This is a genomic window from Polaromonas sp. 39-63-25 (assembly GCF_002278925.1).
Classification (GTDB): Bacteria; Pseudomonadota; Gammaproteobacteria; order Burkholderiales; family Burkholderiaceae_C; genus Polaromonas.
Map to the genome: position 1 here is coordinate 1 of NZ_NCJH01000005.1, position 26,823 is coordinate 26,823.

General features: G+C 64.2%; 19 protein-coding genes and 1 pseudogene. All 20 read right to left on the reverse strand.

The window, feature by feature from the left end; translation table 11 throughout:
- Nucleotides 1-233: 233 nt before the first annotated feature.
- On the reverse strand, nt 234-2,102 hold the full coding sequence (locus tag B7X65_RS05960; protein WP_293593383.1) for a potassium transporter Kup: 1,869 nt from the start codon (nt 2,100-2,102) through the stop codon (nt 234-236).
- Between the two features lie 430 nt (nt 2,103-2,532).
- A pseudogene (gene gshA / locus B7X65_RS05965) lies at nt 2,533-3,767 on the reverse strand (glutamate--cysteine ligase).
- Between the two features lie 95 nt (nt 3,768-3,862).
- Entirely contained in the window at nt 3,863-4,660 is a 798-nt protein-coding gene (locus B7X65_RS05970; protein WP_293593384.1) for an FkbM family methyltransferase, read from the reverse strand.
- Entirely contained in the window at nt 4,657-5,910 is a 1,254-nt protein-coding gene (locus B7X65_RS05975; protein ID WP_293593487.1) for a glutamate-5-semialdehyde dehydrogenase, read from the reverse strand. The genes B7X65_RS05970 and B7X65_RS05975 overlap by 4 nt, the downstream gene beginning before the upstream one ends.
- 111 nt (nt 5,911-6,021) lie before the next feature.
- Entirely contained in the window at nt 6,022-6,519 is a 498-nt protein-coding gene (locus B7X65_RS05980) for a hemerythrin domain-containing protein (RefSeq protein WP_293593488.1), read from the reverse strand.
- A gap of 85 nt (nt 6,520-6,604) precedes the next feature.
- The gene (locus tag B7X65_RS05985; protein WP_096696502.1) at nt 6,605-7,009 is read right to left on the reverse strand and encodes a ribonucleotide reductase subunit alpha; all 405 of its coding nucleotides are present in this window, start codon (nt 7,007-7,009) and stop codon (nt 6,605-6,607) included.
- 12 nt (nt 7,010-7,021) lie between these two features.
- The gene (locus tag B7X65_RS05990; RefSeq protein ID WP_293593489.1) at nt 7,022-7,702 is read right to left on the reverse strand and encodes a nitroreductase; all 681 of its coding nucleotides are present in this window, start codon (nt 7,700-7,702) and stop codon (nt 7,022-7,024) included.
- Nucleotides 7,703-7,716: 14 nt separating this feature from the next.
- Nucleotides 7,717-9,039, reverse strand: coding sequence for an NnrS family protein (locus B7X65_RS05995; RefSeq protein WP_293593385.1), 1,323 nt, complete (start codon nt 9,037-9,039; stop codon nt 7,717-7,719).
- The gene (locus B7X65_RS06000) at nt 9,036-11,459 is read right to left on the reverse strand and encodes an adenosylcobalamin-dependent ribonucleoside-diphosphate reductase (protein ID WP_293593386.1); all 2,424 of its coding nucleotides are present in this window, start codon (nt 11,457-11,459) and stop codon (nt 9,036-9,038) included. The genes B7X65_RS05995 and B7X65_RS06000 overlap by 4 nt, the downstream gene beginning before the upstream one ends.
- Complete coding sequence (locus B7X65_RS06005; RefSeq protein WP_293593387.1) at nt 11,456-12,724, reverse strand: nitronate monooxygenase family protein; 1,269 nt, start codon at nt 12,722-12,724, stop codon at nt 11,456-11,458. The genes B7X65_RS06000 and B7X65_RS06005 overlap by 4 nt, the downstream gene beginning before the upstream one ends.
- On the reverse strand, nt 12,702-13,394 hold the full coding sequence (locus tag B7X65_RS06010) for a carbonic anhydrase (protein ID WP_293593388.1): 693 nt from the start codon (nt 13,392-13,394) through the stop codon (nt 12,702-12,704). The genes B7X65_RS06005 and B7X65_RS06010 overlap by 23 nt, the downstream gene beginning before the upstream one ends.
- Nucleotides 13,391-14,251, reverse strand: coding sequence for a peptidylprolyl isomerase (locus tag B7X65_RS06015; RefSeq protein WP_293593389.1), 861 nt, complete (start codon nt 14,249-14,251; stop codon nt 13,391-13,393). The genes B7X65_RS06010 and B7X65_RS06015 overlap by 4 nt, the downstream gene beginning before the upstream one ends.
- Before the next feature lie 25 nt (nt 14,252-14,276).
- Complete coding sequence (gene narI / locus B7X65_RS06020) at nt 14,277-14,999, reverse strand: respiratory nitrate reductase subunit gamma (protein ID WP_293593390.1); 723 nt, start codon at nt 14,997-14,999, stop codon at nt 14,277-14,279.
- On the reverse strand, nt 14,996-15,703 hold the full coding sequence (gene narJ / locus B7X65_RS06025) for a nitrate reductase molybdenum cofactor assembly chaperone (protein ID WP_293593391.1): 708 nt from the start codon (nt 15,701-15,703) through the stop codon (nt 14,996-14,998). The genes narI and narJ overlap by 4 nt, the downstream gene beginning before the upstream one ends.
- A gap of 3 nt (nt 15,704-15,706) precedes the next feature.
- Nucleotides 15,707-17,239 (reverse strand): nitrate reductase subunit beta, encoded by a 1,533-nt coding sequence (gene narH, locus B7X65_RS06030; RefSeq protein ID WP_293593392.1) that lies wholly within the window; start codon nt 17,237-17,239, stop codon nt 15,707-15,709.
- Nucleotides 17,236-21,054, reverse strand: coding sequence for a nitrate reductase subunit alpha (locus B7X65_RS06035; protein WP_293593393.1), 3,819 nt, complete (start codon nt 21,052-21,054; stop codon nt 17,236-17,238). Before B7X65_RS06035 ends, narH begins: the two co-directional genes overlap by 4 nt.
- 42 nt (nt 21,055-21,096) lie before the next feature.
- Nucleotides 21,097-22,725 (reverse strand): antiporter, encoded by a 1,629-nt coding sequence (locus B7X65_RS06040; RefSeq protein ID WP_293593394.1) that lies wholly within the window; start codon nt 22,723-22,725, stop codon nt 21,097-21,099.
- 25 nt (nt 22,726-22,750) lie between these two features.
- Nucleotides 22,751-24,013 carry a nitrate/nitrite transporter gene (locus tag B7X65_RS06045; protein ID WP_293593395.1) on the reverse strand — a complete coding sequence of 421 codons (1,263 nt, stop codon included), beginning with the start codon at nt 24,011-24,013 and terminating at the stop codon, nt 22,751-22,753.
- Nucleotides 24,014-24,172: 159 nt separating this feature from the next.
- Entirely contained in the window at nt 24,173-24,886 is a 714-nt protein-coding gene (locus B7X65_RS06050) for a response regulator (RefSeq protein ID WP_293593396.1), read from the reverse strand.
- 4 nt (nt 24,887-24,890) lie between these two features.
- Entirely contained in the window at nt 24,891-26,822 is a 1,932-nt protein-coding gene (locus tag B7X65_RS06055; protein WP_293593397.1) for a type IV pili methyl-accepting chemotaxis transducer N-terminal domain-containing protein, read from the reverse strand.
- Nucleotide 26,823: the final 1 nt, after the last annotated feature.

The window sequence follows — 26,823 nt, forward strand, 5'->3', positions numbered from 1 at the left end:
GAGGGACCCAGACCATCGGGTCGCCTTCTCTTTGCTTACTTTCTCTTGGCGACGCAAGAGAAAGTGAGTCGCCCGCCGGGGCGAGACCCGGCTTGTTGGCACATCTCAAAGCGCGAGTTAGCAAACATGGTCCCGGATCAAGTCCGGGATGACAAGTACGAGGAAGGTTTAGCTATAAATTCAATAGCTGCCTGCGCTCACGGGGAAAGGGCTGCAGCCACAAAACACCAAGATCAAATCTCGATCTTGCTACCCAGTTCCACCACCGAGTTATTCGGCAGGTTGAGGAAGTCCGCCGCGCCGCTGGCGTTGTGGTGCATCTGCGCAAACAGCTTCTCGCGCCACGGCGCCATGCCGCTGCCTATGGTGGGCACCACCACGTCACGCGAGAGGAAGTAGCTGGTGGTCATGACTTCCAGTTCGCAGCCGCGCGTGCGCATCTGTTCGAGGGCCTTGGGCAGGTCCGGGTCATTCTTGAAACCGTAGTGGATCACCACCTGCCAGCAGTTGTGGCCCAGCGACTCGATCGCCAGCCGCTTGTCCATGCCAATCCACGGCACCTCATGGTTGCGCACCGTGACAAACAGGTTCTGCTCGTGCAACACCTTGTTGTGCTTGAGGTTGTGCAGCAGCGCATTGGGCACGGCACCCGGTTCGGCGGTCAGGAACACCGCCGTGCCTTCCACGCGGGCCGGCGGGCTGATGAACACGGCCTCCAGGAAGCCGGGCAGGTCGATCGCATCGGCCCGCAGTTTCTCGTTGAGCAATGCCCGCCCCTGCTTCCAGGTCATCATCAGCGTGAAGATGATCCCGCCGATGACCAGCGGAAACCAGCCACCGGCAAACAGCTTCATCAGGTTGGAGGCGAAGAAGGCGAAATCCACGACAAAAAAGACACCGGTGGCGGACAGGCAGAGCCACAAGGGGTATTTCCAGCCATAACGGATCACATAGAACGTCAGGATGGTCGTGATCAGCATATCGGTGCAGACGGCGATGCCGTAGGCGGCCGCCAGATTGCTCGACGAGCGGAACATCACCACGGCCAACACGATGGTGACAAACAGACCCCAGTTCACCAGGGGTATGTAGATCTGCCCGGTGTCGCGCACGCTGGTGTGCTCGATGTTCAGGCGCGGCAGGTAACCCAGCTGGATCACCTGTTTGGTGACGCTGAAGGCCCCCGTGATCAGCGCCTGCGAGGCGATCACCGTCGCCATGGTGGCCAGCAGCACCAGCGGCAACAGCGCCCAATCCGGGGCCATCAGGTAAAAGGGGTTCTTCACGGCTTCCGGGTTGCTCAGCAGCAGCGCGCCCTGGCCGAAATAATTCAGGGTCAGGGCGGGCATGACCACGGCAAACCAGGCCAGGCGAATCGGCTTCTTGCCGAAGTGGCCGAGGTCGGCATACAGGGCCTCGGCCCCCGTCACGCACAGCACCACCGCGCCGAGAATGATGAAGGTCGTCCCCGGGTTGAACCACATGAACATCACGGCGTAATGCGGGCTCAGTGCCTTGAGAATGATGGGGTTGGTGATGATCTGTGCCGCACCCAGCAGCGCCAGCACGGCAAACCAGACCAGGGTGATGGGGCCGAAAAACTTGCCGATGCCGGCGGTACCGCGCTTTTGCACGGCAAAGAGCGCAAACAGGATCAACAGGGTGGTCGGGATCACGTACTTTTCGAAGGCCGGCGAAATGACCTCCAGACCCTCGACCGCGGACAGGACCGAGATGGCGGGCGTGATCACGCCGTCACCATAAAACAGCGAGGTGCCGAAAATGCCGATGATCAGGAGAATACGGCGCAGTTCCGGCTTGTCCTTGACCGCCTGCGAGGCCAGCGCCAGCATGGCGACAAGACCCCCCTCGCCGTTGTTGTCGGCACGCAGCACCAGCAGCACGTACTTGATCGAGACAATGACGGTCAGCGTCCAGAAGAAGATGGACAGGATGCCGTAAACGTTTTCAGGGGTGAATGCGACGTGCCCGGAGCCGAAGACTTCCTTGATGGCATACAGGACGCTGGTTCCGATGTCGCCGTAGACGACGCCGACGGCGCCCAGGGTCAGCGCCGCAAGTGATGATTTTTTACTGGACACAAAAAAATTCCCGCTTGGGCTGGATCAGTCAGGTGCCAGCGGCGGGAAGGGTTGCCATGAGGAACGCTATTTTGCGCCTCGCCCCGCACTTGGCAAGTCAGCGCAGACCCCTAATCGCGAGAATCCGGCGTTTTGTTGCACTGCAACAACTTGTAACAGCGGCGCGAAGCGGCCGTTTTTTTTGTTCCCCTGGAAGGAGGCAAAATTCGCTCTGTTTTTGATAGCTTCCGGCGCCCGCCCATCAAGGGCTGGAGGCCAAAAGATCCGCAACTGAACAGTTTTGAGCGTCCAAGGTACGCAACGCCTTCCCCGGCGTCATCAGCAGCCGCGGGCAGGCCGGCTTCGCCGGATGCCTCGCGGCGTCCCCTGGAAGGGGAAAAGGCACGACACGAAGCGCAGCGAAGTGAGAACGACAGGGGTGAACAAGCCTCTAGTCGTAGACTTCGGCGTCCGGATCGGTGGCTTCGAGTTCGTAACTGGCGGCCAGCATGGCCAGCCGGCCAATCACGCCGTACATGTAGAAGCGGTTGGGCCCGCTGGAGCCGGGTTTGACGCCCGGTTGCGGCAACCGGCCGCTGTCGGCAAAAGCCAGCGGCACGAAGCTGGCGCCGGGGGCATTGAGGTTCTCGTCGATGCCGCGGTCGGCGTGCACGCGGTAAAAGCCGCCCACCACGTAGCGGTCCATCATGTAGACGACGGGCTCTGCCACCGCGTCGTTGATGCGCTCGTGGGTCTGCACCCCCTCCTGGATGATGACCTCGGACAGCGGCTGGCCGTCCTTGGTGGTACCCATCTTGTTTTTGGTCTTGCGGCTGAGCTCGTCGAGGTCTTTCACGTCGCGCACCGTCATGATGCCCATGCCGTAGGTGCCGTTGTCGGCCTTGACGATGACAAACGGCTTTTCGTTGATGCCGTATTCCTTGTACTTGCGCTTGATCTTGGTCAGCAGCGCGTCCACGTTGGTGGTCTGATCAGCCAGGGGTCCACGCCGAGCAGCTTGCCAAACCGCTTGGACACTTCTTCGTAGGCCTGGAAATGGCGCGACTTGCGCCGCACCGACCAGCCCGCATGCAGCGGCGGCAGCAAATACTGCTCGTGCAGGTCTTCCAGCATGCCGGGAATGCCGGCCGACAGGTCGTTGTTGAGCAAGATGGTGCAGGGGTCGAAGTTTTTCAGCCCCAGGCGCCGGTCGGTGCGCACCAGCGGCTCCAGCGTGATCTGTTCGCCGGTGGGCAGGGTCAGCGTGGTCGGCTCGGTGATGTCCGGGCTCAGCGAGCCGAAACGCACATTGAGCCCGGCCTGGTGAAAGATCCGCTTGAGCTGCAGGATGTTGGCCAGATAGAAGGTGTTGCGCGTGTGGTTTTCGGGAATGACCAGCAGGTTGCGCGCCTCGGGGCAGATCTTCTCGATCGCCGCCATCGCCGCCTGCACCGCCAGCGGCAGCATCTCGGGCGTCAGGTTGTTCCATCCGCCGGGGTAGAGGTTGGTGTCCACCGGCGCCAGCTTGAAGCCGGCGTTGCGCACGTCGACCGAGCTGTAAAACGGCGGCGTGTGCTCCATCCACTCGAGGCGGAACCAGCGCTCGATCGCCGGCGTGGTGTCCAGAATGCGCTGCTCGAGTTCGTTGATCGGGCCGTTCAGGGCGGTGATGAGATGCGGAACCATGGAATCCTCTGGAGAATGGGAAGCAGGGAAAGAGGTTGGGTCGAAATGCGCCGCTTCAAGCCGGACCGTCGTGGCCTGTCAAGGCGGCGAGGCCATCAGCTGAACTTGATGCGGGAAAGGCAGGGGTCACTGCGATGAATGGCAAGAAGGTTGATGCCGACCTGGTGTTGCTGGTAGCCGTATTTTTCAAGCAGCTGCTTCAGTGCCGCCACATCGGTCTTGATCGTCTCGACCAGCATCATGGGCTTGTGGGCTTCGATGGACTGGAGCGCGCCGGCCAGCCCCTCGAGTTCCATGCCTTCAATATCCAGCTTGAGAAAGTCCAGCCGGGACAGCCCCAGGCCATCCACGGTGATCATTTTCACCGCCTGCCCGCCTGCGGGGGAGTAATCGATAGCCTGCCCGATAAATTCATTCCTGGTGCTCTGACGCAGCTCCAGCGAGCCAAAGCTGGCCGGCTTCAGATAGTCAGGCCTGGGAATGGTGATGCTGCCCGCCTCCGCGCCCAGCGCGGCGTGGAGCACGGTGGCGTTGAAGCAGTTGTTGATCGCAATATTGCCCGCCAGGGCATAAAAGACGCGCTCCTGCGCCTCCACGGCAATAACCTGCCCCCAGCCATCCATGTGCCTGGCCCACTCGATGGTGTGTACGCCGATGTTGGCGCCGCCGTCGATGGCCACCACGCCGTCGCCAAACACCTGCCGCCGCAGCGTGAGCATGTCCAGCGCCAACTGCACTTCCTGGGGGTCGAACCAGGAGGTTTCAAAAATCTGGTGTCCGACGCCATAACCCCGCTTTTCATCCACCATGCGGTAGTCGTTGCGGTTGACGATCATGGTCCCATGCCCGGAGGACACCAGAACAAAGGGCAAGGGGCGGAGAACGCGCGTCAAACCCGCACCTCGCCGTTGCCCAGCACCACGTATTTCAGCGAGGTCAGGCCCTCGATGCCGACCGGCCCGCGGGCGTGGAATTTGTCGGTGGAGATGCCGATTTCGGCGCCCAGGCCAAACTCGAAACCATCGGCGAAGCGGGTGCTCGCATTCACCATGACACTGGCCGAGTCGATCTCGCGCAGAAACTGCTGCGCATGCATGTGGTCGCGCGTGAGGATGGCGTCGGTGTGGTGGCTGGAGTACTCGTTGATGTGGGCAATCGCTTCGTCCACACCGGCCACGACCTTGATGCTGATCACCGGCGCCAGGTATTCCTCGTACCAGTCCTGCTCGCTGGCGGGCTGGACCACGGCTTGGGGCACGCCTGCAAGAATCGCCGAGGCTTCGGCATCGCAGCGCATCTCCACCCCCTTGGCGGCGTAGATGGCACCGATTTTCGGCAGGAAGTCAGCAGCGATGCCGCGCGCCACCAGCAGTCCTTCGCTGGCGTTGCAGGGGCTGTATTTGCTGGTCTTGGCGTTGTCGGCCACGGCCACGGCCATGGCCATGTCGCAGGGGTCGTCCACATAGACATGGCAGTTGCCGTCCAGGTGTTTGATGACCGGCACTTTCGCGTCGCGGCTGATGCGCTCGATCAGGCCCTTGCCGCCGCGCGGAATGATCACGTCCACATACTGCGGCATGGTGATCAGGAGACCCACCGCCGCACGGTCGATGGTGGGCACCAGCTGCACGGCCTCTGCCGGCAGGCCGGCGTCCAGCAGCGCCTGGTGCACCAGCGCCGCCAGCGCCTTGTTCGACTCGATCGCCTCGGAGCCGCCGCGCAGGATGCAGGCGTTGCCGCTCTTGATGGCCAGCGACGCAGCTTCGATCGTGACGTTGGGCCGGCTTTCGTAAATCATGCCGAACACGCCGATGGGCACACGCATCTGGCCGACGCGGATGCCGCTGGGTTGCTGCTTCATGCCGATGATCTCGCCGATCACGTCCGGCATGGCGGCGAGTTGCTCGCAACCCGCGGCCACCGTGGCGATGTCCTTGGCCCCGAGCTTGAGGCGGTCCAGCATGGGACCGGCCAGGCCGGCCGCGGCCGCCCGTTCGAGGTCACGCTGGTTGGCCGCCTGCAAAGGCGCAACGTTTTGACGCAGCAAGCCGGCCAGCGTCAAAAGCGCTCTGTTTTTAATAGCTGCCGGCGCACGCGCCGTCTGGGCTGAGGCCGCTTTTGCCTTGGAACCCATGACCGCCATCAGGCCTGCCAGCTCGGCGTCGGTTTCGCTGGTCCGGGTCAGCGTGTGGGAAAGATCAGGCGCGTTCATGCCCCTATTTTGCCCGTATTCATGCGGCGGGGAGCACCATGCTCAGTTCCGGGCGGGCACACCGCGGCGCTGCATCATGTCCTGGCTCATGGCCCGCAGGGCGTCGCCCGTCAGCGTGGCCTGCGCCGCGGGATAGGCCAGCTGGTCCTCGTCCACCAGGTGACGCACGTACAGTGCGGCAAACCGGTTCAGCGCATCGGTCCGGGCGGGGTCCAGCGGCGTCCAGTCCGCAGCCGGGCTGTCGGTGATGGCCTGCAGCACGCTGCGCGCCGCGGGCCAGGCAGTTTCCATGTCGCGGTGGTCCTGCAGCAGGCGCAGTACCAGGGCACGCAGGGCGGCGTCCGGCCCGGCCAGCAGCGGCGGGAACACATGTATCTCCTCGTCCTGGTGGTGCAGGGGCGCGGCGAGATCGAAGTAACGCATCACGTCACGCGCGGCCTGCCGCGCGGCATCGTCGCAGCCGCGCTCCAGCAGGTGCTGCTGAAGGCGTGCCTGCAAGGCCAGCATGCGCTCGACCCGCTCGTGGCAGGCACCCAGCATCTCGAAAGGCGCTTCAAAACCAGCCCCGGGCGCATGAAAGCCGGGCAAGGCCTCGGTTCGCGCACTGCGGCGCACGGTGCCCATGTCAGCCGAACTGCACCGGCTGGCCCTGCGGGTCAAACGGAATGAAAGCGCCAATCTGGCCCTGCTTGATGGACTCGACCATGCGCTGCAGCGGCTCCTCGGCGTCTTCGGTGGTGGGCGCGCGGTTCACCGAGCCCCCCAGCGCAGCCGCAAACACCAGGCCCCAGTTGTGGCCGAACTGGCTGGACTCCTGCACCAGCGCCGCAAACGAACTCAGTTCTTCCGGCCGTTTGTCCACACACATCAGCGGCACCAGCGCGCCGCCCTGGCCGGCCTCAAAACGCTCGCGCTGCACCGGCGTGCTGTCCTCGGGCAGCTCCACGCCGGTGAACACAAACAGCAGGCGCTGCGGCTCGGGCTGGGCCCGGGCTGCCTGCAGCAGGTCATCAAAACTCAGAATGTCCATGAATCCATCCAGTCACAGGGAATAAAAAGAATCCGCGGGTTCGCGCCCCGGCGCGTGCCCGTCGGCCGAAAGGCTGCTTGTAAAATCCGGCGGCGCAGGGCGCAGGCGCGCGGGCTTGCGCGACTGTGCCGTGCCGATGCTGACAAAACACAGCGCCTGTTCGCCGGCCGCCAGGCCAAACAGGGTGCGCAGGCCGGCAGACTTCAGCGCCTTGCCGCTGGTCAATGCCGAACCATACCCCAATGCAGTAGCCATGAGCAGCATGTTCTGGATCGCGCAGCCGGCGGACACGGTGCGTTCGGCCAGATCAATCTCCGCATCGCCGCGCTGGCCATCGACGATCACCAGCATCAGCAGGGGGGCGCGGTGCGCTTTTTCACGCGCCTGCGCCAGCTGTTCCGCAGTAGCCTGGGCGTCGCGCGCCATCAGCGCCGCGCCGAACACCTCGGCCAGCCGCGCGCGCGCCGCCTGCGGCACGAGCACCAGGCGCCAGGGTTGCAGCTGCCCGTGGTCGGGCGCCGTGGCCGCCGCGTTCAGGATCATGCCGAGCTGCTTCGCGTCGGGCCCGGGCGCCAGCAGGCGCTTGGGCAAAATGGTCTGGCGTGACTGCATCAGCGTCGCCGCCAGGATGGCGGGATCGTGGTCAGGCGCGGTAGATAGTGGCAACGGGGCCGGGACGGCAAGCAGGTTCATCATGAATACTCCCCTCAGCCAGGCCGCGCGTCAGCACGCAGGCGGCCATACCAGTTGCCCAGCCGCACACCCCACACCCCCATGACGCCGGCCCACAACAGCGCGGCCGCCAGCAGCAGCCAGCCCGCGAGGGCCGTTTGCGCGGCAGCCGCAATGCGCAGCAGCGTCGCGGCCTGCAGCAGCCAGAACAGTGTCCAGATCAGGTTGTCGGCCACCAGCGCACGGCCGCTGTGGCCACAGGACACCCGCGTGACCATGGCCAGCATCAGCGACGCCAGGCAACCCATGGTCAGCGCATGCAGCGACCCGAGGGCCAACACCGGCGCGTCCTGCGCCAGGCCCAGCCACTGCGAGAGCCCTCCGAGCACCAGCGCCAGGCCGAGCCAGAAAAAACCGATGTGCAGCATGGCGAGCAAACGGTTCTTGAGGCTTTGCACCAGCCCCCAGGCAACAGCGAGCCAGAGCAGCACGCCGCCCGCGGCCAGCTCGAAGGCCCCGCGCGCCCCACTCCAGACCGTGCCCGCCATGCCTTGCAACGGGCCGTCCAGCTCGACCCACACGGCGAGGACCTCGGCCGCCGCGACGGCCAGCATCAGCCACAACACCCAGAACGGACGCCAGGCGTCGATGCGCGGCAGGGCACTGGAAGTGAAAAACGGAATCATGCGATGCGCCACCGAAACGTAGACCACCACCACAAACCCCCACAAACCGGTGAGCATGCAGGCGCGCGCCACATCGGGCCCGCCCAGCAGCAGGCTGAGCGCCAAACCGGCCAGACTCAGGCAGCCCACGATACAGGCCGCGCCCACCGTTCGCGCATGCACCTGGTCGTCGGCCCGGCTGCGACGAACCAGCCCCCAGAACAGCGCCGTCACCCAGGACAGTCCCGCACAGGCCAGCACCAGCCCGGCCAATGCCGTCAAACCATGCAGATGCGCGCCAACCAGACACAGCAGCCAGCCGGTCACCTGCAGCAGCAGCGGCACCCGCAACTGGCGGGACACCAAGGGCTGCACGCCCAGCCATTTGGGCCCGGCCGTGAACAGGAACCCCGCGAAGAACAGCGGAATAAAACCAAAGGTCATGACCGCGCCATGGGCCAGCGAGGGCGACAGCGCATAGGGCAGGCTCAGCACGGGACTGAGGCGGTCCAGCTGCACCAGCGCCCACCAGCTGCCTGCGGCCACCAGCACCACCATGGCCAGGAAAAACCCCAGCCGGTGCGGCGCCAGCAGCAGATGGCTGGCGCGCCAGCGGGGGTCCACCCTGGCCCGCTCGCTGGCCGTGGGTTTGCCCGGCCTCACCCGCAGGGCGATGACCGGGCGCTCACTCATCCGCAAACGCCCAAGTGGCCGCACTGGGTGCAGTAGTCGCAACCATCCTTGCGGATCACCGCGTGGGCGCCACATTCGCTGCACTTCTTGCCCGCCATCACCGGCGGCGCGAGCGCCATGTCGACCTGGGGCTCCACCGCGGGTGCGACGCTGGCGGCGCCCTGCTGGGCGCGGCGCGCAATGATGTTCTGCACCGCATAGGCAATGGCCGCAACTTCCGAGTCGTGCCACAGCGGCACGCGTGTGCCGTCGGTTTTCTCATAGGTGCCGAGCCGCACCGGGCCACGGTCCCAGGCGACCTTGCGCATGTCGCTGAGCGCGCGCTCGAGGAAGCCGCCGCGCGCAGCCAGCGACAGCATGCGCATGCTGGAGGTGATCCACTGCTGCGACTCGCCGCTTTGGCCCACCGGCATGAAAAATTCAATGGCACGTTCGACCGTGCCCTCGCCGCTGGCTGAGGGCACCGGCAGGAAAGACACCACGATGTACAGCGTCTTGTGCCCTTCCTGCGTCCAGTAGTCGACCTTTTCGGCCACGGCCGACAAGGCGCCCTTGGGACGGCTCTCGATCACCGTGCGCATCGGATCCATGGGCACCGGCGCGGCCGGCGCGGCGGCGGGAGCATGGGTTTCCAGCACCGAGCCCAGAATCGCATTGGGCCGGTAGGTGGCCAGGCCCTTGAGTTTGGCGCGCCAGGCCTGCTGGTACAGGCTCTTGAAATCCTCGTAGGCGTAGTCGGCCGGCACGTTGACGGTCTTGGAGATCGCCGTGTCCACAAAGGGCTGCACCGCTTCCATCATGCCAATGTGGCTGTCTGCCGACATCTCGAGCGCCGAAACAAAGTAGGCGGGCAGTTTGTCCACGTTGCCGCCGAGTTCGCGGTACAGGCGCCAGGCATGGTCTTCCACCGCGTATTCGGTGGTGCTGCCATCGGACTCGCGCTTCTTGCGCCGGTACATCCACGAAAACGGCGGTTCGATGCCGTTCGACGCATTGTCGGCAAACGCCAGGCTGACCGTGCCGGTCGGTGCAATCGACAGCAGGTGGCTGTTGCGGATGCCATTGGCACGGATGGATTGCTGCAGGGCCGCCGGCAAGCGGCTGGCAAAGGTGCCCGCGGCGAGATACCCGTCGGCGTCGAACTTCGGAAACGCGCCTTTTTCTTTCGCCAGCGCGACCGAGGCGGCGTAGGCCGCATCGCGCATGGCGATGGCAATACGCGCCGCCATCTCACGGCCCTCGGGCGCGTCGTAGCGCAGGCACAGCATGGCCAGCGCATTGCCCAGTCCGGTGAAACCGACGCCGATGCGGCGCTTGGCAGCCGACTCGGCCTGCTGCTGCGGCAACGGCCAGAAAGTCACGTCCAGCACGTTGTCGAGCGCACGCACCTGGGTGGTCACCGACTTGGCAAAAGCCTCGAAATCAAAGTCCGGCACGCCATTGAAGCCAAAGGGGTGACGCACAAAACGCGTGAGGATGATGGGGCCGAGGTCACAGCAGCCGTAGGGCGGCAAGGGTTGCTCGCCGCAGGGATTGGTCGCCGCAATGTCTTCGCAGTAACGCAGGTTGTTGTCCTGGTTGATGTGGTCCAGAAACAGGATGCCGGGCTCGGCGAAGTCGTAGGCTGAATGCATCACGGTGTCCCACAACTCGCGCGCCGCTACCGTCTGGTAGACCCACAGGCCGTCGGCACGCTGGAACGCACCTTGCGCGATCAGCGGCGCACCGGGTTTGGCCTTGTGCACCAGCTCCCAGGGCTGGTCTTCGGCCAGGGCGTGCATGAATGCGTCCGGCATGCCGACCGACACATTGAAGTTGTTCCAGCGTCCGGGGGTGCGCTTGGCGGTGATGAACTCGTGCACATCCGGGTGGTCGATGCGCAGCACGCCCATCTGCGCGCCGCGCCGTGAACCGGCGCTTTCCACCGTGGAACAGGACTGGTCGAACACGTTGATGTAGCTGCACGGACCGGAGGCCATGGAGGCTGTCGCCTTGACCTCCGCGCCGCGCGGCCGGATGCGTGAAAAATCGTAGCCCACGCCGCCGCCGCGCCGCATGGTTTCGGCCGCTTCACGCAGGGCCTCGTAAATGCCGGGGTAGCCACCGTCATCGACGCCCTGGATGCAGTCGCCCACGGGCTGCACAAAGCAGTTGATCAGGGTCGCCTGGATGGCCGTGCCGGCCGCGCTCATGATGCGGCCGGCGCCTATCGCGCCGGCGTGCAGGTTCTCGAGGAACAGGGCCTCGTGTTTGGCACGTTCCGCTTCCGGCTCGACCGAGGCCAGGGCCCGCGCCACGCGCCGGTACAGGTCTTCCACACCCGACTCGCCGGGCTTGAGGTATTTTTCCTTCAGCACGTCCTGGCTGATGGGCTGGGTGGCCGTCATGTCCTGAGGCCTGCCGAACTGATCGCGTTTCATGCTTGTGCTCCTGCGATGGAGACTGCTGGCCGGATTCCGCCGAGCAGCCATTGCATCAATTCTTGCACCGAACGGATCTGGTCGCCAAACGGCAGGCGGGCAGCACCACGGAAGAAAAGGCCTTTACGCGCATTGCCGTCAAACGCATGGCCGAGCTGCTGGTCGATGCAGAACTGGCCCATGGTGGCCACGCCATCGCGCAGGCCGCAGTGGGCCAGGCAGTCAAACGACATGTTGCATTTGGCCTTGACATGGGCCGCCGCCTGGAGTTTGGGCTCGAGCCGGATGTATTTGTCCAGCCAGGGGGTGCGCACCGCGCGGGCCGGCAGGCCGGCCACACTGACGAACTCCACCATGTCTTCCGGTTTGGCTTCGGCCAGCACCTTCTTGAAGGCGGGATCGGCATCACACTCCTGGGTGACGGCAAAAGCCGTTCCGAGCTGCACGGCCGAGGCACCCAGGGCCTGCAGGCGCAGGATGTCGTCCCGGCAATTGATGCCGCCGGCGGCAATCAGCGGTATTTCACGCTCGATGCCCGCCGTCTTGAAGAATTCCAGCACCTGCGGGATGACCACCTCGAAGTCAAAACGCGGGTCATGCAGGTCCGCAACCTTCGCTGCACCCAGATGACCGCCCGCGAGGCCGGGGTGCTCGATCACGATGGCATCGGGCAGGCGGCCCTTTTTCTGCCACTTGCGCACCAGCAATTGCACGCCTCGCGCGTCGGACAGGATGGGAATCAGCGCGACCTGGGGATAGTCACGCGCCAGCTCCGGCAAATCCAGCGGCAGGCCGGCGCCGACCACCAAGGCATCGGCACCGCTGGCCAGCGCCTGGTGCACGTAATCCTCGTAGGCACCGAGCGCCTTCATGATGTTCACGGCAATCAGGCCGCGGCCTTGTGCCAGCTCACGCGCGCGGCGGATTTCGCGGTCCAGCGCCTCGAGATTGGCCGCATTGATCACGGCTTTCGCATCGGGCTCCTTGTCCAGGTGGCCCGTTTTGGCCATCAGGTCCGGATGCAGGCGCCGCAAGTCCACGGAAGACACCGTGCCCACCCCGCCCAGGCGGGCTACCGCGCCGGCCAGGCCACCAGCCGACACACACACACCCATGCCGCCCTGCACCACCGGAACCAGTTCCTTGCCGCCAATCCGCCAGGGCCGCAGGCCCGAATCGTGGGCAAGTGTCTGCAGTATCGCGGCGGCCGCCGCCGAATCGACACTTGCCTTGACAGCCAGGTCAGTCGCTAATGATTTGTCCATCGTGTTCCACATAAGGTTGGTACGGGCCAGTGCCGCTGTTGGAGGCTATCGCAGCGGGCACAAAACTTCCTTGCCGTACATCAAAGATGTGGATTTCACCGTCCTCAATCACGTAATGCCAGCCATGCAGCGTCAAAACGCCCTTCTCGACCTCGCGCCGCACCATGGGGTAGGCCATCAGGCGCTCGAGCTGCAGCACCACGATGCGCTGTTCGGTGCGGCGCAGGGCCTCGGGACTGGCCTGGACCGGCAGCAAGGCTTCGCTGGCCAGTTTGAGCCAGGCCTGCAGGGCCACAGCTTCTTCGGGCACGCCTTCATAAGCGGCCCGGATGGCGCCACAGTGGCTGTGACCGCAGACGATGATGCGCTCCACATGCAGGCTGAGCACCGCGAACTCGATCGCCGCCGTGGTGCCGTGCAATCCGTGCGAGCCGTCGTACGGCGGAACGAAGGCACCCACGTTGCGCACGATGAAGAGCTCGCCCGGGCCGGCACCGGTCAGGAGGTAGGGCACCACCCGCGAATCCGAGCAGCCGATGAACAGTGTCTTGGGATGCTGCCCCTGCGCCACCAGGTCCTGGAAACGCTGCTGATGCAGCGGAAAATAGTCGGAGTGAAAACGCCGCAAGCGAAGCAGCAACTCGTCCGCGCTTGCAACGCCTTCGGTCATTGGACCAGCGGCGAATCAGCCCCTTCCAGGGCAATGCCTTCGACCTCCGCCTCTCCCACCAGCAGGCTCATGTACTGGTGCAGCGCCCGCGCACGGGACTGCATGGTCAGCAGGGCCGCAATACGCTCGCGCACTTCTTCATAGGCGGGCTGGGTGCCGCTGCGACGCTCCAGCACGTCGATGATGTGAAAACCGAAACGCGTGTGAAACAGGCGCGGATGCACACCGGTGCCGGTTTGCGCATGCTGGAGGTGAAACAGCTCCGTTGCCAGCTCGGGGGCACAGTCGTCCGGCGTGATCCAGCCGAGGTCGCCGCCCTGGGCGCTGCTCGGGCAGTTGGACAACTCGGCGGCCAATTGGGAAAACCGCTCCGGGGACACCCCCTTGTGCGACAGCTCCAGCAAGGCGCGTTCGGCATGCACGGTGAGTGCCTGGACGTTGACACCGGGCGTGACGGCAAACAGGATGTGCCGCACATGCAGCGCCTGGCCCACCAGAAACTGCGCCTTGTGGGCTTCGTAATAACGCCGGCCTTCGTCGTCACTCGGCTGGGGGCTGACCACCTGCCGGTCCACCATGGCTTCGATGATTTCGCGTTCGGCCTGGCCCAGTTCCGGGCTGGTCAAGCCGGTGTGACGCGGCAGCAGGCCTTGCGACACCGCCTGCTGGCGCAGCAGTTCGGTGTAGGCCAGCTCGCGCAGCGTGGCCGTGTCCGGACGCTGACCGGTCGGGTGCAGAGCGATGCCGTTGACGCAGGCGGTGGGCTGAACTGGCTGGGCGGCTGCAGGGCCGCACTGGCAGGAGCCGCTGCCGCAACCCTGGGCTGCAACGGGTGAAGAAAGCGTTTGTGTGGTCATGGAGAGTTCCTGGTTCACGGTGAGGTCAACGGGCACCCGGCGATTTGGCCCGCGGAATGCCCAGGCGACGGCTGCGCACCATCTGGTAGGGACGGAACAGGTAGGCGACCGCTCCGAAGCCGCTCCACACATGCACCAGACGGCTGAACGGGAACAGCAGGAAGATAGTCATGCCGAACACGATGTGGAAACGGTAGGGCCAGGGCAGGACGGCCAGCGCTGCAGAGTCCACCTCACGCAGGGTGAGAATGCGCTGCGCCCATTCGGCCAGGATCAGCATCACGCTGCCATCGGCGTGTCCCCACGAATACGGCAGGGTGATCAGACCCACCACCAGCTGGACCCATAGGATCAGCAGGATCGCGAGATCGGTCCTGTGGCTGGTGTAACGGATGCGCGGATCGAACATGCGGCGGTAAATCAGCATCGACAGGCCGATGAAGCAGATGACGCCGGCAATGCCCCCCGCGTAGATGGCCATGCGCTGCTTGGTCGCTGCGTCCATGAAAAAGCCATACACCGCGTGGGGTGTCAGCAGGCCGACCAGATGGCCGAAGAACAGGAACAGGATGCCCACGTGGAACAGGTTGCTGCCCCAGCGCAGCAGGCCGGTGCGCAGCAACTGCGAAGAGTCGCTTTTCCAGGTGTACTGGTCGCGGTCGAAGCGGATCAGGCTGCCGAGCAGAAACACGGTCAGGCAGATGTAGGGATAGACACCAAAAAGAAATCCGTGAAGTCCGGGGCTCATGCTTGTACTCCTTGGGTGGGTCGTGCCTTGCGTACGTGCGGCACGATGTGAATCGGTTGCGGCTGGTCCGGCCTGGCCTGGCCTTTGGACGAGCAGCCGTCAAAAACCACCGGCTCTTCCCAGACCGCGTCGACAGGTTCTTCCGCCGCGATCTGCACCGGCTGGGCCTTTTCCCCCGCCAGCTCCAGCAAGGCGCCCAGCACGGAGGCATAGGCACTTTCGCGCTGCTGCAGGGCCGCAAAAATTGCATTGAAGATGTGCGCCATCTCGGCCAGAAACTCGCGCGCCTCGCGCGGTGGCTGGGTCGAGGTGAATTCAAGCACCACCGGCAGGAAGTCCGGCATCTCGCCTTCTGCCAGGTACATGCCGGCCTTCTCGTAGGTCTGCGCGAGGTCGATCATGGCCGGCCCGCGATCGCGCGAGTCGCCGTGCACGTGTTCGAACAGGTGCAGCGATGTGGCGCGGCCCCGGTCGAACAACTCGACATACGCCGCCTCGGTCACAAGCGCCGGCGCAAGCGCGAGCGCTTCGATCAGGCCATCCAGCTCGGCCAGCCGCAGCGGCTCCAGGGCACGTTCTTCGTGCAGTGCCTCGCGCAGCGCGCCCAGATGGCTGCGCAGCTCGGCGTCGGGGTAAGCGAGCAGCCGGGCCAGCACACGCAGGCTCTTCGAAGCCACAGCGGGGGTGTTGTTGAAAAGTGCCATGGTTCAGACCTCCACCTTGATGGGAATAGTGCGTTTCTTGTTGCCGCCGAACAGGCTGACGTCGCTGGCGCCGTCGGAGCAGCCGTTGCCGAAGGTGAAGCCGCAGCCGCCGCGCATGTCGAAGGCGTTCTCGGCGTATTCGCGGTGCGTGGTCGGAATCACGAAGCGGTCTTCGTAGTTGGCAATCGCCATGATGTGATACATCTCCTCGACCTCGGCCACGGTCAATCCGGCCTGCTCCAGCACCGCCAGGTTCTGCACCTGGTCCACATGTTTGCTGCGCTGGTAGGAACGCATCGCCAGCATGCGCTGCAGTGAGCGGATCACCGGTGCTGTGTCGCCCGCGGTCAGCAGGTTGGCCAGGTACTGCACGGGAATACGCATCTGCGCGATGTCGGGCAACTCGCCGTTGATGCCGATCTGGCCGGCGTTGGCCGCCGAGGTGATGGGCGACAGCGGCGGCACGTACCAGACCATGGGCAGCGTGCGGTACTCGGGGTGCAGCGGCAGCGCCACCTTCCACTCCACAGCCATCTTGTAGACCGGGCTGCGGCGGGCGCCTTCCAGCCAGGCTTCGGGAATGCCGTCCTTGCGCGCCTGTTCAATCACTTTCGGATCGTTCGGGTCCAGGAAGATGTCGAGCTGGGCCTGGTACAGGTCCTTGTCGTCTTCCACGCTGGCCGCTTCCTGGATGCGGTCGGCGTCATACAGCACCACGCCAAGGTAACGGATGCGGCCCACGCAGGTTTCGCTGCAGACGGTCGGCTGGCCGGCTTCAATACGCGGATAGCAGAAGGTGCATTTTTCGGCCTTGCCGCTCTTCCAGTTGTAATAGATTTTTTTGTACGGGCAGCCCGAGACACACATGCGCCAGCCGCGGCACTTGTCCTGGTCGATTAGCACGATGCCGTCTTCCTCGCGCTTGTAGATCGAGCCCGAAGGACAGGACGCCACACAGGCCGGGTTCAGGCAGTGCTCGCACAGGCGCGGCAAATACATCATGAAGGTGTTTTCGAACTGGCCCACCATGTCTTTCTGGACCTGGTCGAAGTTCGCCAGGTTGGCGTCCTTGCTGCGCTTGGAAAACTCGCCGCCGAGGATCTCTTCCCAGTTCGGACCCCATTCGATTTTCTCCATGCGCTTGCCGGTGATCAGGCTGCGCGGCCGCGCCGTCGGCGTGGCCTTCATTTCCGGCGCCGACTGCAGGTGGTCGTAGTCGAAAGTGAAAGGTTCGTAGTAGTCGTCGATCTGCGGCATGTTCGGGTTGGAGAAGATGCGCATCAGCAGCTTCCACTTTCCGCCCTGGCGCGGTTCGATGGAACCGTCGGCCTTGCGTACCCAGCCGCCGTTCCACTTGTCCTGGTTTTCCCACTCCTTGGGGTAACCGATGCCGGGCTTGGTTTCAACGTTGTTGAACCAGGCGTATTCCATACCGGGCCGGCTGGTCCAGACGTTTTTGCAGGTGACCGAACAAGTGTGGCAACCGATGCACTTGTCCAGGTTCAGCACCATGCCGATTTGTGCGCGTACCTTCATGCTGCTTCTCCCATCTGTTGCACGGCGAACGCGCGCTCGTCATCACGTGGCGTGTCCAGCCAGTCCACCTTGTCCATCTTGCGCACCACGACAAATTCATCGCGGTTGGTGCCTATGGTTCCGTAGTAGTTGAAGCCGTAGGAAAGCTGCGCGTAGCCGCCGATCATGTGGGTTGGCTTGAGCACGATGCGCGTCACCGAGTTGTGAATGCCGCCACGCTGGCCGGTGATCTCCGAACCCGGGGTGTTGACGATTTTTTCCTGCGCGTGGTACATCATCACCATGCCGGGCTTGACCCGCTGGCTGACGACGGCCCGCGCGGCAATCGCGCCGTTGACGTTATAGGCCTCGATCCAGTCGTTGTCTTCCACGCCGATCAGCTTGGCATCGTCCTCACTGAGCCAGATGATGGGCCCGCCCCGGCTCAGCGTCAGCATCAACAGGTTGTCGGTGTAGGTCGAATGGATGCCCCACTTCTGGTGCGGCGTGATGAAGTTCAGCAAGATCTCGGTGTTGCCGTTGGTACGGATACCGTGCACCCCGGCGGTGGCCTTCAGGTTCACCGGCGGCCGGTAGCTGGCCAGGCCCTCGCCGAAAGCCAGCATCCACGGGTGGTCCTGATAGAACTGCTGGCGGCCGGTGAGGGTGCGCCATGGGATCAGTTCATGCACATTGGTGTAGCCGGCGTTGTACGACACGGTTTCCGATTCGATGCCGCTCCAGGTCGGCGAGCTGATGATCTTGCGCGGTTGCGCCTGGATATCGCGGAAGCGGATCTTCTCGTCCTCGCGGTGCAGCGCCAGGTGCGTGTGCTCACGGCCGGTCTGCTTGCCCAGTGCCGCCCAGGCCTTGACCGCCACATGGCCGTTGGTTTCAGGCGCGAGCTGCAACACCATTTCGCAGGCGTCAATGTCGCTGTTGATGCGTGGCATGCCCTGGGTCACGCCGGGCTCGGTCACCAGGCCGTTGAGTTCGCCGAGTTGCCGCACCTCGGTTTCGGTATTCCAGGAAATGCCCTTGCCGCCGTTGCCTACCTTGTTGAGCAGGGGGCCCACAGCCGTGAAACGTTTGTAGACGTTGGGATAGTCGCGTTCGACCACCTGCATCTGGGGCGCCGTCTTGCCGGGCACCAGTTCGCACTCGCCACGCTTCCAGTCCTTGACGTCAAAAGGCTGGGCCAGCTCGCCCGGTGAGTCGTGCATCACCGGGGTCAGCACCATTTCCTTCTCGACACCGAGATGGCCTTCGCACAGCTCGCTGAATTTTTTCGCGAAGCCCTTGTAGATTTCCCAGTCGCTTTTCGATTGCCACACCGGGTCCACCGCGGTGGACAGCGGATGGATGAAGGGGTGCATGTCGCTGGTGTTGAGGTCGTTCTTCTCGTACCAGGTTGCGGTCGGCAACACGATGTCGGAGTACAGGCAGGTCGTGCTCATGCGGAAGTCGAGCGTGACCAGCAGGTCCAGCTTGCCTTCGGGCGCCTTGTCGTGCCAGACCACTTCCTCGGGCTTGCCTTCTTCGGCCCCCAGATCCTTGCCCTGAACGCCGTTGTCCGTACCCAGCAGATGCTTGAGGAAATACTCATGGCCCTTGCCCGAAGAACCGATGATGTTGGAGCGCCAGACAAACATGTTGCGCGGCCAGTTGGCGGGGTGGTCCGGGTCCTCGCAGCTCATCTTGAGCGAGCCGTCCTTGAGCGACTTGACGACATAGTCCTTGGCATCCAGGCCCGCGGCCTGCGCATCCTTGACCACCTGCATCGGGTGGGTCTGCAGTTGCGGCGCACTCGGCAACCAGCCCATGCGCTCGGCGCGCACGTTGTAGTCGATCATGCTGCCGCCGTAGAGTTTTTTGTCGGCGAGTGGGGACAGCACCTCGTCCACGCCGAGCTTCTCGTAGCGCCACTGGTCGGTATGCGCATAAAAGAAGCTGGTGGAGTTCATCTGCCGGGGTGGGCGGATCCAGTCGAGCGCGAAGGCCAGCGGTGTCCAGCCGGTCTGCGGCCGCAGTTTTTCCTGGCCCACGTAGTGCGCCCAGCCGCCCCCGCTCTTGCCGATGCAGCCGCACATCATCAGCATGTTGATGACGCTGCGGTAGTTCATGTCACTGTGGTACCAGTGGTTCATGCCGGCGCCGATGATGACCATGGACCGGCCTTCGGTCTTGTCGGCATTGTCGGCAAACTGGCGCGCGACGGCGATGATCTGGTCGCGTGGCACACCGGTGATCTGCTCCTGCCAGGCCGGGGTGTAGGGGGTGTTGTCGTCAAAGTCGGCGGCAGCCAGTTCACCGGGCAAGCCGCGGGGAATGCCGTATTGCGCGACCTGCAGGTCGAACACCGTCGCCACCAGGGCCGAGCGCTCTTCGCCGGCCTTGCCGAGTGAAATGCGCTGCACCGGTACCGTGCGCACCAGCACATCGCCCTGCTCGTTGTTCTGGAAATGGTCATGGTGGATGCCGCCGAAGTAGGGAAAGCCGACCTTGGCGCTGTCGGCGCTGGGTGCATCACCCTCCATCACCGACAGCTTGAGCGTGACCTCGTCACCCTGGCGCGCCTCCCTGGACTCCAGGTTCCACTGCCCGGCGTCGGCACGGCCATCCGGGCCCCAGCGAAAGCCAATGGCGCCGTGTGGCAGCACGACCTTGCCCTGCGCATCGAAGGCCACGGTTTTCCACTCGGGGTTGTTCGCCTGGCCCAGCTTGCCGTTGAAGTCGGACGCGCGCACATAACGGTCCGGCACCAAAACGGTTTCGCCGTTTTCCAGCTGGTGCTCCTTCAGCATCACGAGCATGGGCAGGTCGGTATAGCGGCGTGCGTAGTGGTCGAAATAGGCCGACCGCGGCTTGCCGTTGCCGCCGAAATAGAAGTCCTTCAGGATCACATGGCCCATGGCCATGGCGACCGCAGCATCAGTGCCCTGCTTGGGGTGCAGCCACAGGTCGGAGAGTTTGGCAACCTCGGAATAGTCGGGCGTGATCGCCACGGTCTTGGTGCCCTTGTAACGGACTTCGGTGAAGAAGTGCGCATCGGGGGTGCGCGTCTGCGGCACGTTGGAGCCCCAGGCAATGATGAACCCCGAGTTGTACCAGTCGGCCGACTCCGGCACGTCGGTCTGCTCACCCCAGACCTGGGGGCTGGACGGAGGCAGGTCGCAATACCAGTCGTAAAAGCTCATGCACACGCCCCCTATCAACGACAGGTAACGCGAACCGGAGGCGTAACTGACCATGGACATCGCCGGGATCGGGGAGAAACCGATGATGCGGTCGGCGCCGTGCTTCTTGATCGTGTGGACGTTGGAGGCCGCAATGATCTCGTTGACCTCGTCCCAGCTGGAACGGACAAAACCCCCGAGGCCGCGCACGCTCTGGTAGTCGCGCCGCTTGGCATCGTCCTGCACCACGGCCGCCCAGGCCTCGACCGGCGGCAAGGTCAAACGCGCCTCACGCCAGTGCTTGAGCAGGCGCGCACGCACCATGGGGTACTTGACGCGGTTGGCGCTGTAGAGGTACCAGCTGTAGCTGGCACCGCGCGAGCAGCCGCGCGGCTCGTGGTTGGGCATGTCCCAGCGCGTGCGCGGGTAGTCGGTCTGCTGGGTTTCCCAGGTGACGATGCCGCCCTTGACATAAATCTTCCACGAACAAGAGCCCGTGCAGTTCACGCCATGGGTGCTACGCACGATCTTGTCGTGCGCCCAGCGGTTGCGGTAAGCGTCTTCCCAAGTCCTGTCTTCGGCGGTGGTGACGCCGTGCGCCCCGGAAAAGGACTCCCTGGGGTTGGAAAAGTGGCTCAGTCGATCAAGAAAATGACTCATTTGATTCTCCGGTAATGCGGTAAAAGCGGGCCCAGCGGCGGGTCAGGGGTTTTTGATCTCGGCGCCGCGGCGCAGGTAAAACCACCAGTTCAGCACCAGGCACAGGGCATAGAAAATGGCAAAGCCGTACATGGCGTTTTCCGGCGTGCCGGCCTTGATCTGTGCGCCTATGACCACCGGGGCGATGAAGGCGCCGTAGGCGGCAATGGCCGAGGTCCAGCCCAGCACCGGGCCGGCCTGCTGGCGGTCGAAGATGACGCCAATCGTGCGGAAGGTGGAGCCGTTGCCGATGCCGCTGGCGGCAAACAGCACGACGAACAGCACCATGAAGATCAGGAAGTACTGCTCGGGCGCGGCCGACTTGTAGGCCAGCAGCATGACGTAACCTACGGCCACGGAGGCCACCACCATGATGGCGGAGATGATCTGCGTCACGATGGAGCCGCCGACCTTGTCCGAGACCCAGCCGCCCACGGGCCGGATCAGCGCGCCCACAAACGGGCCTATCCAGGCAAAGGTCAGCGCCGACGGTGCGTTCGGGTTTTTCAGTGTGTGCTGCATGACGCCGGCGGCGTCCGGCACGTGGCTGATGCCGAAGATCACCGTGATCGCCAGCGGCAGGGCCATCGAAAAACCGATGAAGGAACCGAAGGTCACGATGTACAGCATGGTCAGCGACCAGGTGTGCTTGTTGCTGAAAATGGAGAACTGTTTGGCAATGGCTTCCTTCATCGGACCGAAGGCCGTCACCTTCAACACCATCAGGGTGCTCAGCACGATCAGTGGCATGGCGATCCACATGTTGAGCAAGCCCAACCCGGTAGGTTTGGGCAGGTAGAGGTACAGCCCGACACCGGCCGGCACAAAGGACAGGGTGTACAGCCAGATGATCTTGAGGAAGGCCGGGATCGTGCCGCCGATGGCGGGCGAGACGGTGGTCAGGTTGTTCATGCCGAAGAAGCAGATGACCGACAGCGGTATCAGAGACAGCAGCCAGGCAAAACCGGCGTTCTGGATCCAGGTCGGCGTTCCGGCCGTGATTTTTCCGAGAATCCAGCCGCTGTCCTTGACCAGCGTCATCGATTCGCCTCCGAAACTGCCGAAGATGCCGACGGTCATCACCAGGGGAATGACGACCTGCATGGCGGTGACGCCGAAGTTGCCCAGGCCCGCATTAAGCCCAAGCGCCGTGCCCTGCAGCCGCTTGGGAAAGAAGGTGCTGATGTTGGACATCGAACTGGCGAAGTTGCCGCCACCCACGCCCGACCACAGGGCCATCAGCTGGAAGGACCACAGCGGCCATTCGGGGTGCTGCAGCACGATGCCGGTGCCGATGGCCGGCGCCAGCAGCATCGAAGTCGTCAGGAAGATGGTGTTGCGTCCGCCGGCCAGCCGGATCAGGAAGGAGGCCGGAATGCGCATGGTGGCGCCGGCCAGGCCTGCAATCGCCGTCAGCGTGAAGAGTTCGGCCTGGGTGAAGGGAAAGCCCAGGTTGAGCATCTGCACCGTGATGATGCCCCACATGCCCCAGACGGCAAAGCCGCACAGCAGGCTGGGCACGGAGATCCAGAGGTTGCGGTAGGCAATACGTTTGCCGGTGCTTTCCCAGAACTGCTCGTCCTCGGGACGCCAGTCGGTAATGTCAACGCCGGAACTGGTTTTGGTATTCATGGTGTTTCCTCGAAAAGGGTCTGTTTCAGGCCTGGGCGCCGGACGCGTTCCTGCCCATGACTTCAGTGCGGCGCACCTCGGTCCAGTACATCCAGATCAGCGAGACCCAGACGACGCCGTACATGAACATGAAAGCGCTGGAACGGATGCCCGTCAGGTCCATCAGGCCGCCGAAGATGATGGGCAGCACGAAGCCGCCCAGGCCGCCGGCCAGCCCGACAATGCCGCTGATCGCGCCGATGTTGGCGCCGTAGTCGTCACTGATGTACTTGAAAACGCTGGCCTTGCCGAAGGCCCAGGCGATGCCCAGGATGAACATCAGCGCGGTGAAGGTGTAGACGTTCAGGCCGAGGTGAAAGGTCGCCGGGCCATTGACCGTGAGAATGGTGAAGTCGGTCTGCGGGTAGGACAGCAGGAACAGGCACACCCAGCTCACCCACATCACCCACCAGGTCACGCTGTGCGCGCCGTACTTGTCGGACAGGATGCCGCCAAAGGCCCGCAACACGCCGCCCGGCAGCGAAAAACACGCCGCCAACAGCGCTGCCACGCGGATGTCGAGGCCGAATTCGCCCACGTAGTACTGAACCATCCAGAGGGACAGGGCCACATAACCACCGAACACGATGCTGTAGTACTGGCAGTACTTGAGAACTTTCGGGTCCTTCAAGGCCTTGAGCTGGTCACTGAACTTGACGTGGCTGGGCACCAGGTGCGAAGGGTCGCTGTAGCTGAACAGCCAGAACAGCACCAGCGCAGCCAGCATGATGACCGCATACACCTGCGGCACCATGGCCCAGCCAAAGGCCACCAGCAACACCGGCGCCACGAACTTGTTGACGGCGGCACCCGAGTTTCCGGCGCCGTACACACCCATCGCCATGCCCTGGCGGTTTTTCGGGAACCAGCGCGCCACATAAGGCGTGCCCACCGAGAAGGAGCCGCCGGCCAGGCCGACAAACAGGCCGATCACCAGAAAATGCCAGTAGGCCGTGGCGTAACTCATGAGCCAGATCGCGGGCACGGTGATGGCCATCAGGATCGCCATGACGATGCGCCCGCCGTAGCGGTCGGTCCAGATGCCCAGCGGCACGCGGATCAGCGAGCCCGTCAGCACCGGCGTGGCCGCGAGCAGGCCGAACTCGGTGGCATTGAGGTTGAGCATCTTCTTGATCGGGATGCCGATCACGCCGAACATCATCCAGACCATGAAGCAGACGGTGAATGCCAGCGTGCTGACAATCAGCACCGACCATGCTTTTCTTGAATTGCCCAGTTCAGAGGCCATGTTGTTTCTCCAGACACATGGCATGACTGTCGGCCTTTTGCACCCCCTTGAACATTCTCCTTTGGAACGGGGCGGCGTCAGTTAAAACCGATGGCGGCCCGCGCGACCATCGTTCTGAAGAACTACTACCGGGTCAAGCTGCCCCGGACTTGATCTTTGTCAACCAAGCTCCCGGCCGGCCGCGTATACGGCTGCCTGGACCCGCGAACTGAGCTGCAGCTTGCGCAGGATGTGCTGGACGTGAATCTTCACCGTCGTCTCCGCGATATCGAGCTTGCGGGCAATCACCTTGTTGCTGTCGCCGCGTGCGATCAGCGCCAGCACCTCGCGCTCGCGCGCCGACAGCAGCGCGATGGCCGGCTCATCCTGCAGGCCCGGCACCGGGGCGTCCCCGTTGCGGCCGCCATTGACCGCAGCGACCTCGCCATTGGAGGTCGGCGGGGCCTTGGACCGGAAAGCGGCCACCAGCTTGGTCATCATTTCCGGGCTGACCACCGACTCCCCGTCCAGCACCTTGATGATGGATTCCGACAGGCGATCGAGTTCCACGGTTTTCAGCAGGTAGCCGTCGGCGCCGGCCTGCAGCGCTGCGGACAGGTCGTCCTCGTTCTCGCTCACCGTCAACATCAGGATGCGGGTGCCGGGTGCCGCGTCCTTGAGCGTCGCGATGCCGTCCACGCCCAGAACGCCCGGCAGGTGGTTGTCCAGCAGGATCAGGTCCGGCTTGCTGCGTTCGACGCAGCGCAGTGCCTCACCGATGTCGCCGGCCTCGCCCGCCACATGGAAACGCCCGTCCTGCGAGAGCAGCGCGACGAGACCGCGGCGAAACAGGGTGTGGTCATCGACCACCAGCAGGGCAATGGGCATCGTCATGTCCTCAGTCGCCGTGCGCGCCCGCGGTGAGGGCCGCGACGGCCGGGGTCTTGGCGGCGACGCCGCTGCCGACCTCCGGATGGGGTGGCAGTGTCAGTGTCACGGTGGTTCCCTGGCCAGTCCGGGAAACAATATCGACCACAGCGCCTATGCGCCCGGCACGTTCCCGCATGATGTTCAGGCCGACATGGGACTGCCCGGGGTGCTTGCCGGTGTCGAAGCCGGTGCCGTTGTCGCGCACCACAAAACGCCAGTGCTCACCCTTGATCACTTCAAGTCCCACTTGCGTAGCGCCCGCATGTTTGCGGATATTGGACAGAGCCTCCTGGAGCACATGCAGCACCTGCACCTGCACGTCCGAAGGCAGCGGCAGCCCCTGCCCCTGCACCTGCAACTGGGCAGGAAGGCCCGTCTGGCTCTGGAACTTCTGCAGGGTTTCCTGCAGGGCCTGCTCAATGTCGTCGGTATTGGTGCGCGTGCGGAAATGCACCAGCAGCTCCCGGACATCGCTGATGCTTTCGCGCAGCCCGACGTCCAGTTCATCGAGCGCACCCTGCACCTGGGGCGCCTGCCCCTTGTGCACCGCGCCTCTGAGCAATTGCACCTGAATTTTCAGAAAAGCCAGCGACTGGGCAATCGAGTCATGCAGGTTGCGCGCCAGCAGCGCGCGCTCCTCCGCCACCGCCGCCTCCCGATCCAGGGCATCGGCGCGCAACCCTTCCAGCGAACTGGCCAGGTGGCTGGCCAGCGCATCCAGCAGTTCGATCTCGTCGGCACTCAGCAGGACCGGCGTGCGAAAGAACAGGTTGAACTCGCCGAGCAGGCGCTGTTGCAGGCGAATCGGCACCGTGACCACACTTTCATAGCCCGCCTTGGCGCAGTGGCGCACCGGCGCTTCGTCGTGGCTGAGGATGGGAATCACGCGGGTACGTGCGTCCGGCCGCAGGTTGCCGCAGGCGCAGGCGCCGGCCAGCAGGCTGCGCTCTTCCTCCACCAGCTCCTGCGGGAAGCAGTCGGAAGCCAGCATCAGGTAGCGCTGGTTGGCATCATCGGACCAGCGGACAGCGGCAGCGTCGGCCTTCATCACGGCGCGCACGCGCTGGGCAAAGCCGCGTGCCAGCTCGTCAATGCTGCCGGCCTGGGCCAGAAAGGCGCTGACCTTGTACAGCGCCTCCAGCCGCGCGCGTTGCGCCTCGATGCGCCGCGTCTTGGCCTCGACCTTGGCCTCCAGCCCTTCATAGAGCGACTGGAGGGTCGCCGTCATGTGGTTGAAGCCGGCCGCCACCTGGCCGAACTCGTCCACGGTGTCGACCTCGATGCGCGTTCTGAAATCCCCGGACTCCAGCTTGCGCAAGCCCTCCCGCAGCTGTGCCAGGGGATTGATCACGTACATGTAGCCGGTGAAAAGCATGATGACCGCCCCGCCGATGGCCAGCACCATCATCAGGAACTGGAACAGGTTCAGGATGGCGGTCAGCCGGGACAGGTGCTGCTCGATCACCAGCACCAGCCGGTCGCTGGCGTCCACAAACGCGCCCCCCGCCTTCAGCAGGTCCTGCGCCGCCGGCGCCGGCTCGGCCAGCCACAACGGCCGCTGGGTGCGCCACAGGGACTCGACATCGTTGAAACGCGCCCGCACCTGGTCGTCCCAGGGCACGAACAGCGGCCTGGAAGGGTCGCCCTCGCGCAGCAGGGCCAGGCTCTCATCGAACCGGGCCACCAGCGCCTGCAGTTCGGTGCGTTCCACGCCGGCCTGCACGGCGCTGGCCAGACGCCAGGTCTGCATGCGCATGCGCCCGGCTTCGTTGACGGCGGCGGCGCCGCCTTCGAGCTGCCAGGTCACCCACAGGGTCAGCCCGATGGAGACCAGCGCCACCACCAGCAGGCTGGCCCCGATGCGCATGAGTTTTTTGGAGAGCGAGGCGGTGTGCTGCATG

Excerpts from the sequence above, each read along its gene's own strand:
- B7X65_RS05975 (WP_293593487.1), bottom strand. The coding sequence starts at position 5,910 with ATGGCGGTCATGGGTTCCAAGGCAAAAGCGGCCTCAGCCCAGACGGCG.
- B7X65_RS05980 (WP_293593488.1), bottom strand. The coding sequence starts at position 6,519 with ATGCTGGGTGCCTGCCACGAGCGGGTCGAGCGCATGCTGGCCTTGCAG.
- B7X65_RS05985 (WP_096696502.1), bottom strand. The coding sequence starts at position 7,009 with ATGGACATTCTGAGTTTTGATGACCTGCTGCAGGCAGCCCGGGCCCAG.
- B7X65_RS05990 (WP_293593489.1), bottom strand. The coding sequence starts at position 7,702 with ATGAACCTGCTTGCCGTCCCGGCCCCGTTGCCACTATCTACCGCGCCT.
- B7X65_RS05995 (WP_293593385.1), bottom strand. The coding sequence starts at position 9,039 with ATGAGTGAGCGCCCGGTCATCGCCCTGCGGGTGAGGCCGGGCAAACCC.
- B7X65_RS06000 (WP_293593386.1), bottom strand. The coding sequence starts at position 11,459 with ATGAAACGCGATCAGTTCGGCAGGCCTCAGGACATGACGGCCACCCAG.
- B7X65_RS06005 (WP_293593387.1), bottom strand. The coding sequence starts at position 12,724 with ATGGACAAATCATTAGCGACTGACCTGGCTGTCAAGGCAAGTGTCGAT.
- B7X65_RS06010 (WP_293593388.1), bottom strand. The coding sequence starts at position 13,394 with ATGACCGAAGGCGTTGCAAGCGCGGACGAGTTGCTGCTTCGCTTGCGG.
- B7X65_RS06015 (WP_293593389.1), bottom strand. The coding sequence starts at position 14,251 with ATGACCACACAAACGCTTTCTTCACCCGTTGCAGCCCAGGGTTGCGGC.
- narI (WP_293593390.1), bottom strand. The coding sequence starts at position 14,999 with ATGAGCCCCGGACTTCACGGATTTCTTTTTGGTGTCTATCCCTACATC.
- narJ (WP_293593391.1), bottom strand. The coding sequence starts at position 15,703 with ATGGCACTTTTCAACAACACCCCCGCTGTGGCTTCGAAGAGCCTGCGT.
- narH (WP_293593392.1), bottom strand. The coding sequence starts at position 17,239 with ATGAAGGTACGCGCACAAATCGGCATGGTGCTGAACCTGGACAAGTGC.
- B7X65_RS06035 (WP_293593393.1), bottom strand. The coding sequence starts at position 21,054 with ATGAGTCATTTTCTTGATCGACTGAGCCACTTTTCCAACCCCAGGGAG.
- B7X65_RS06040 (WP_293593394.1), bottom strand. The coding sequence starts at position 22,725 with ATGAATACCAAAACCAGTTCCGGCGTTGACATTACCGACTGGCGTCCC.
- B7X65_RS06045 (WP_293593395.1), bottom strand. The coding sequence starts at position 24,013 with ATGGCCTCTGAACTGGGCAATTCAAGAAAAGCATGGTCGGTGCTGATT.
- B7X65_RS06050 (WP_293593396.1), bottom strand. The coding sequence starts at position 24,886 with ATGACGATGCCCATTGCCCTGCTGGTGGTCGATGACCACACCCTGTTT.
- B7X65_RS06055 (WP_293593397.1), bottom strand. The coding sequence starts at position 26,822 with ATGCAGCACACCGCCTCGCTCTCCAAAAAACTCATGCGCATCGGGGCC.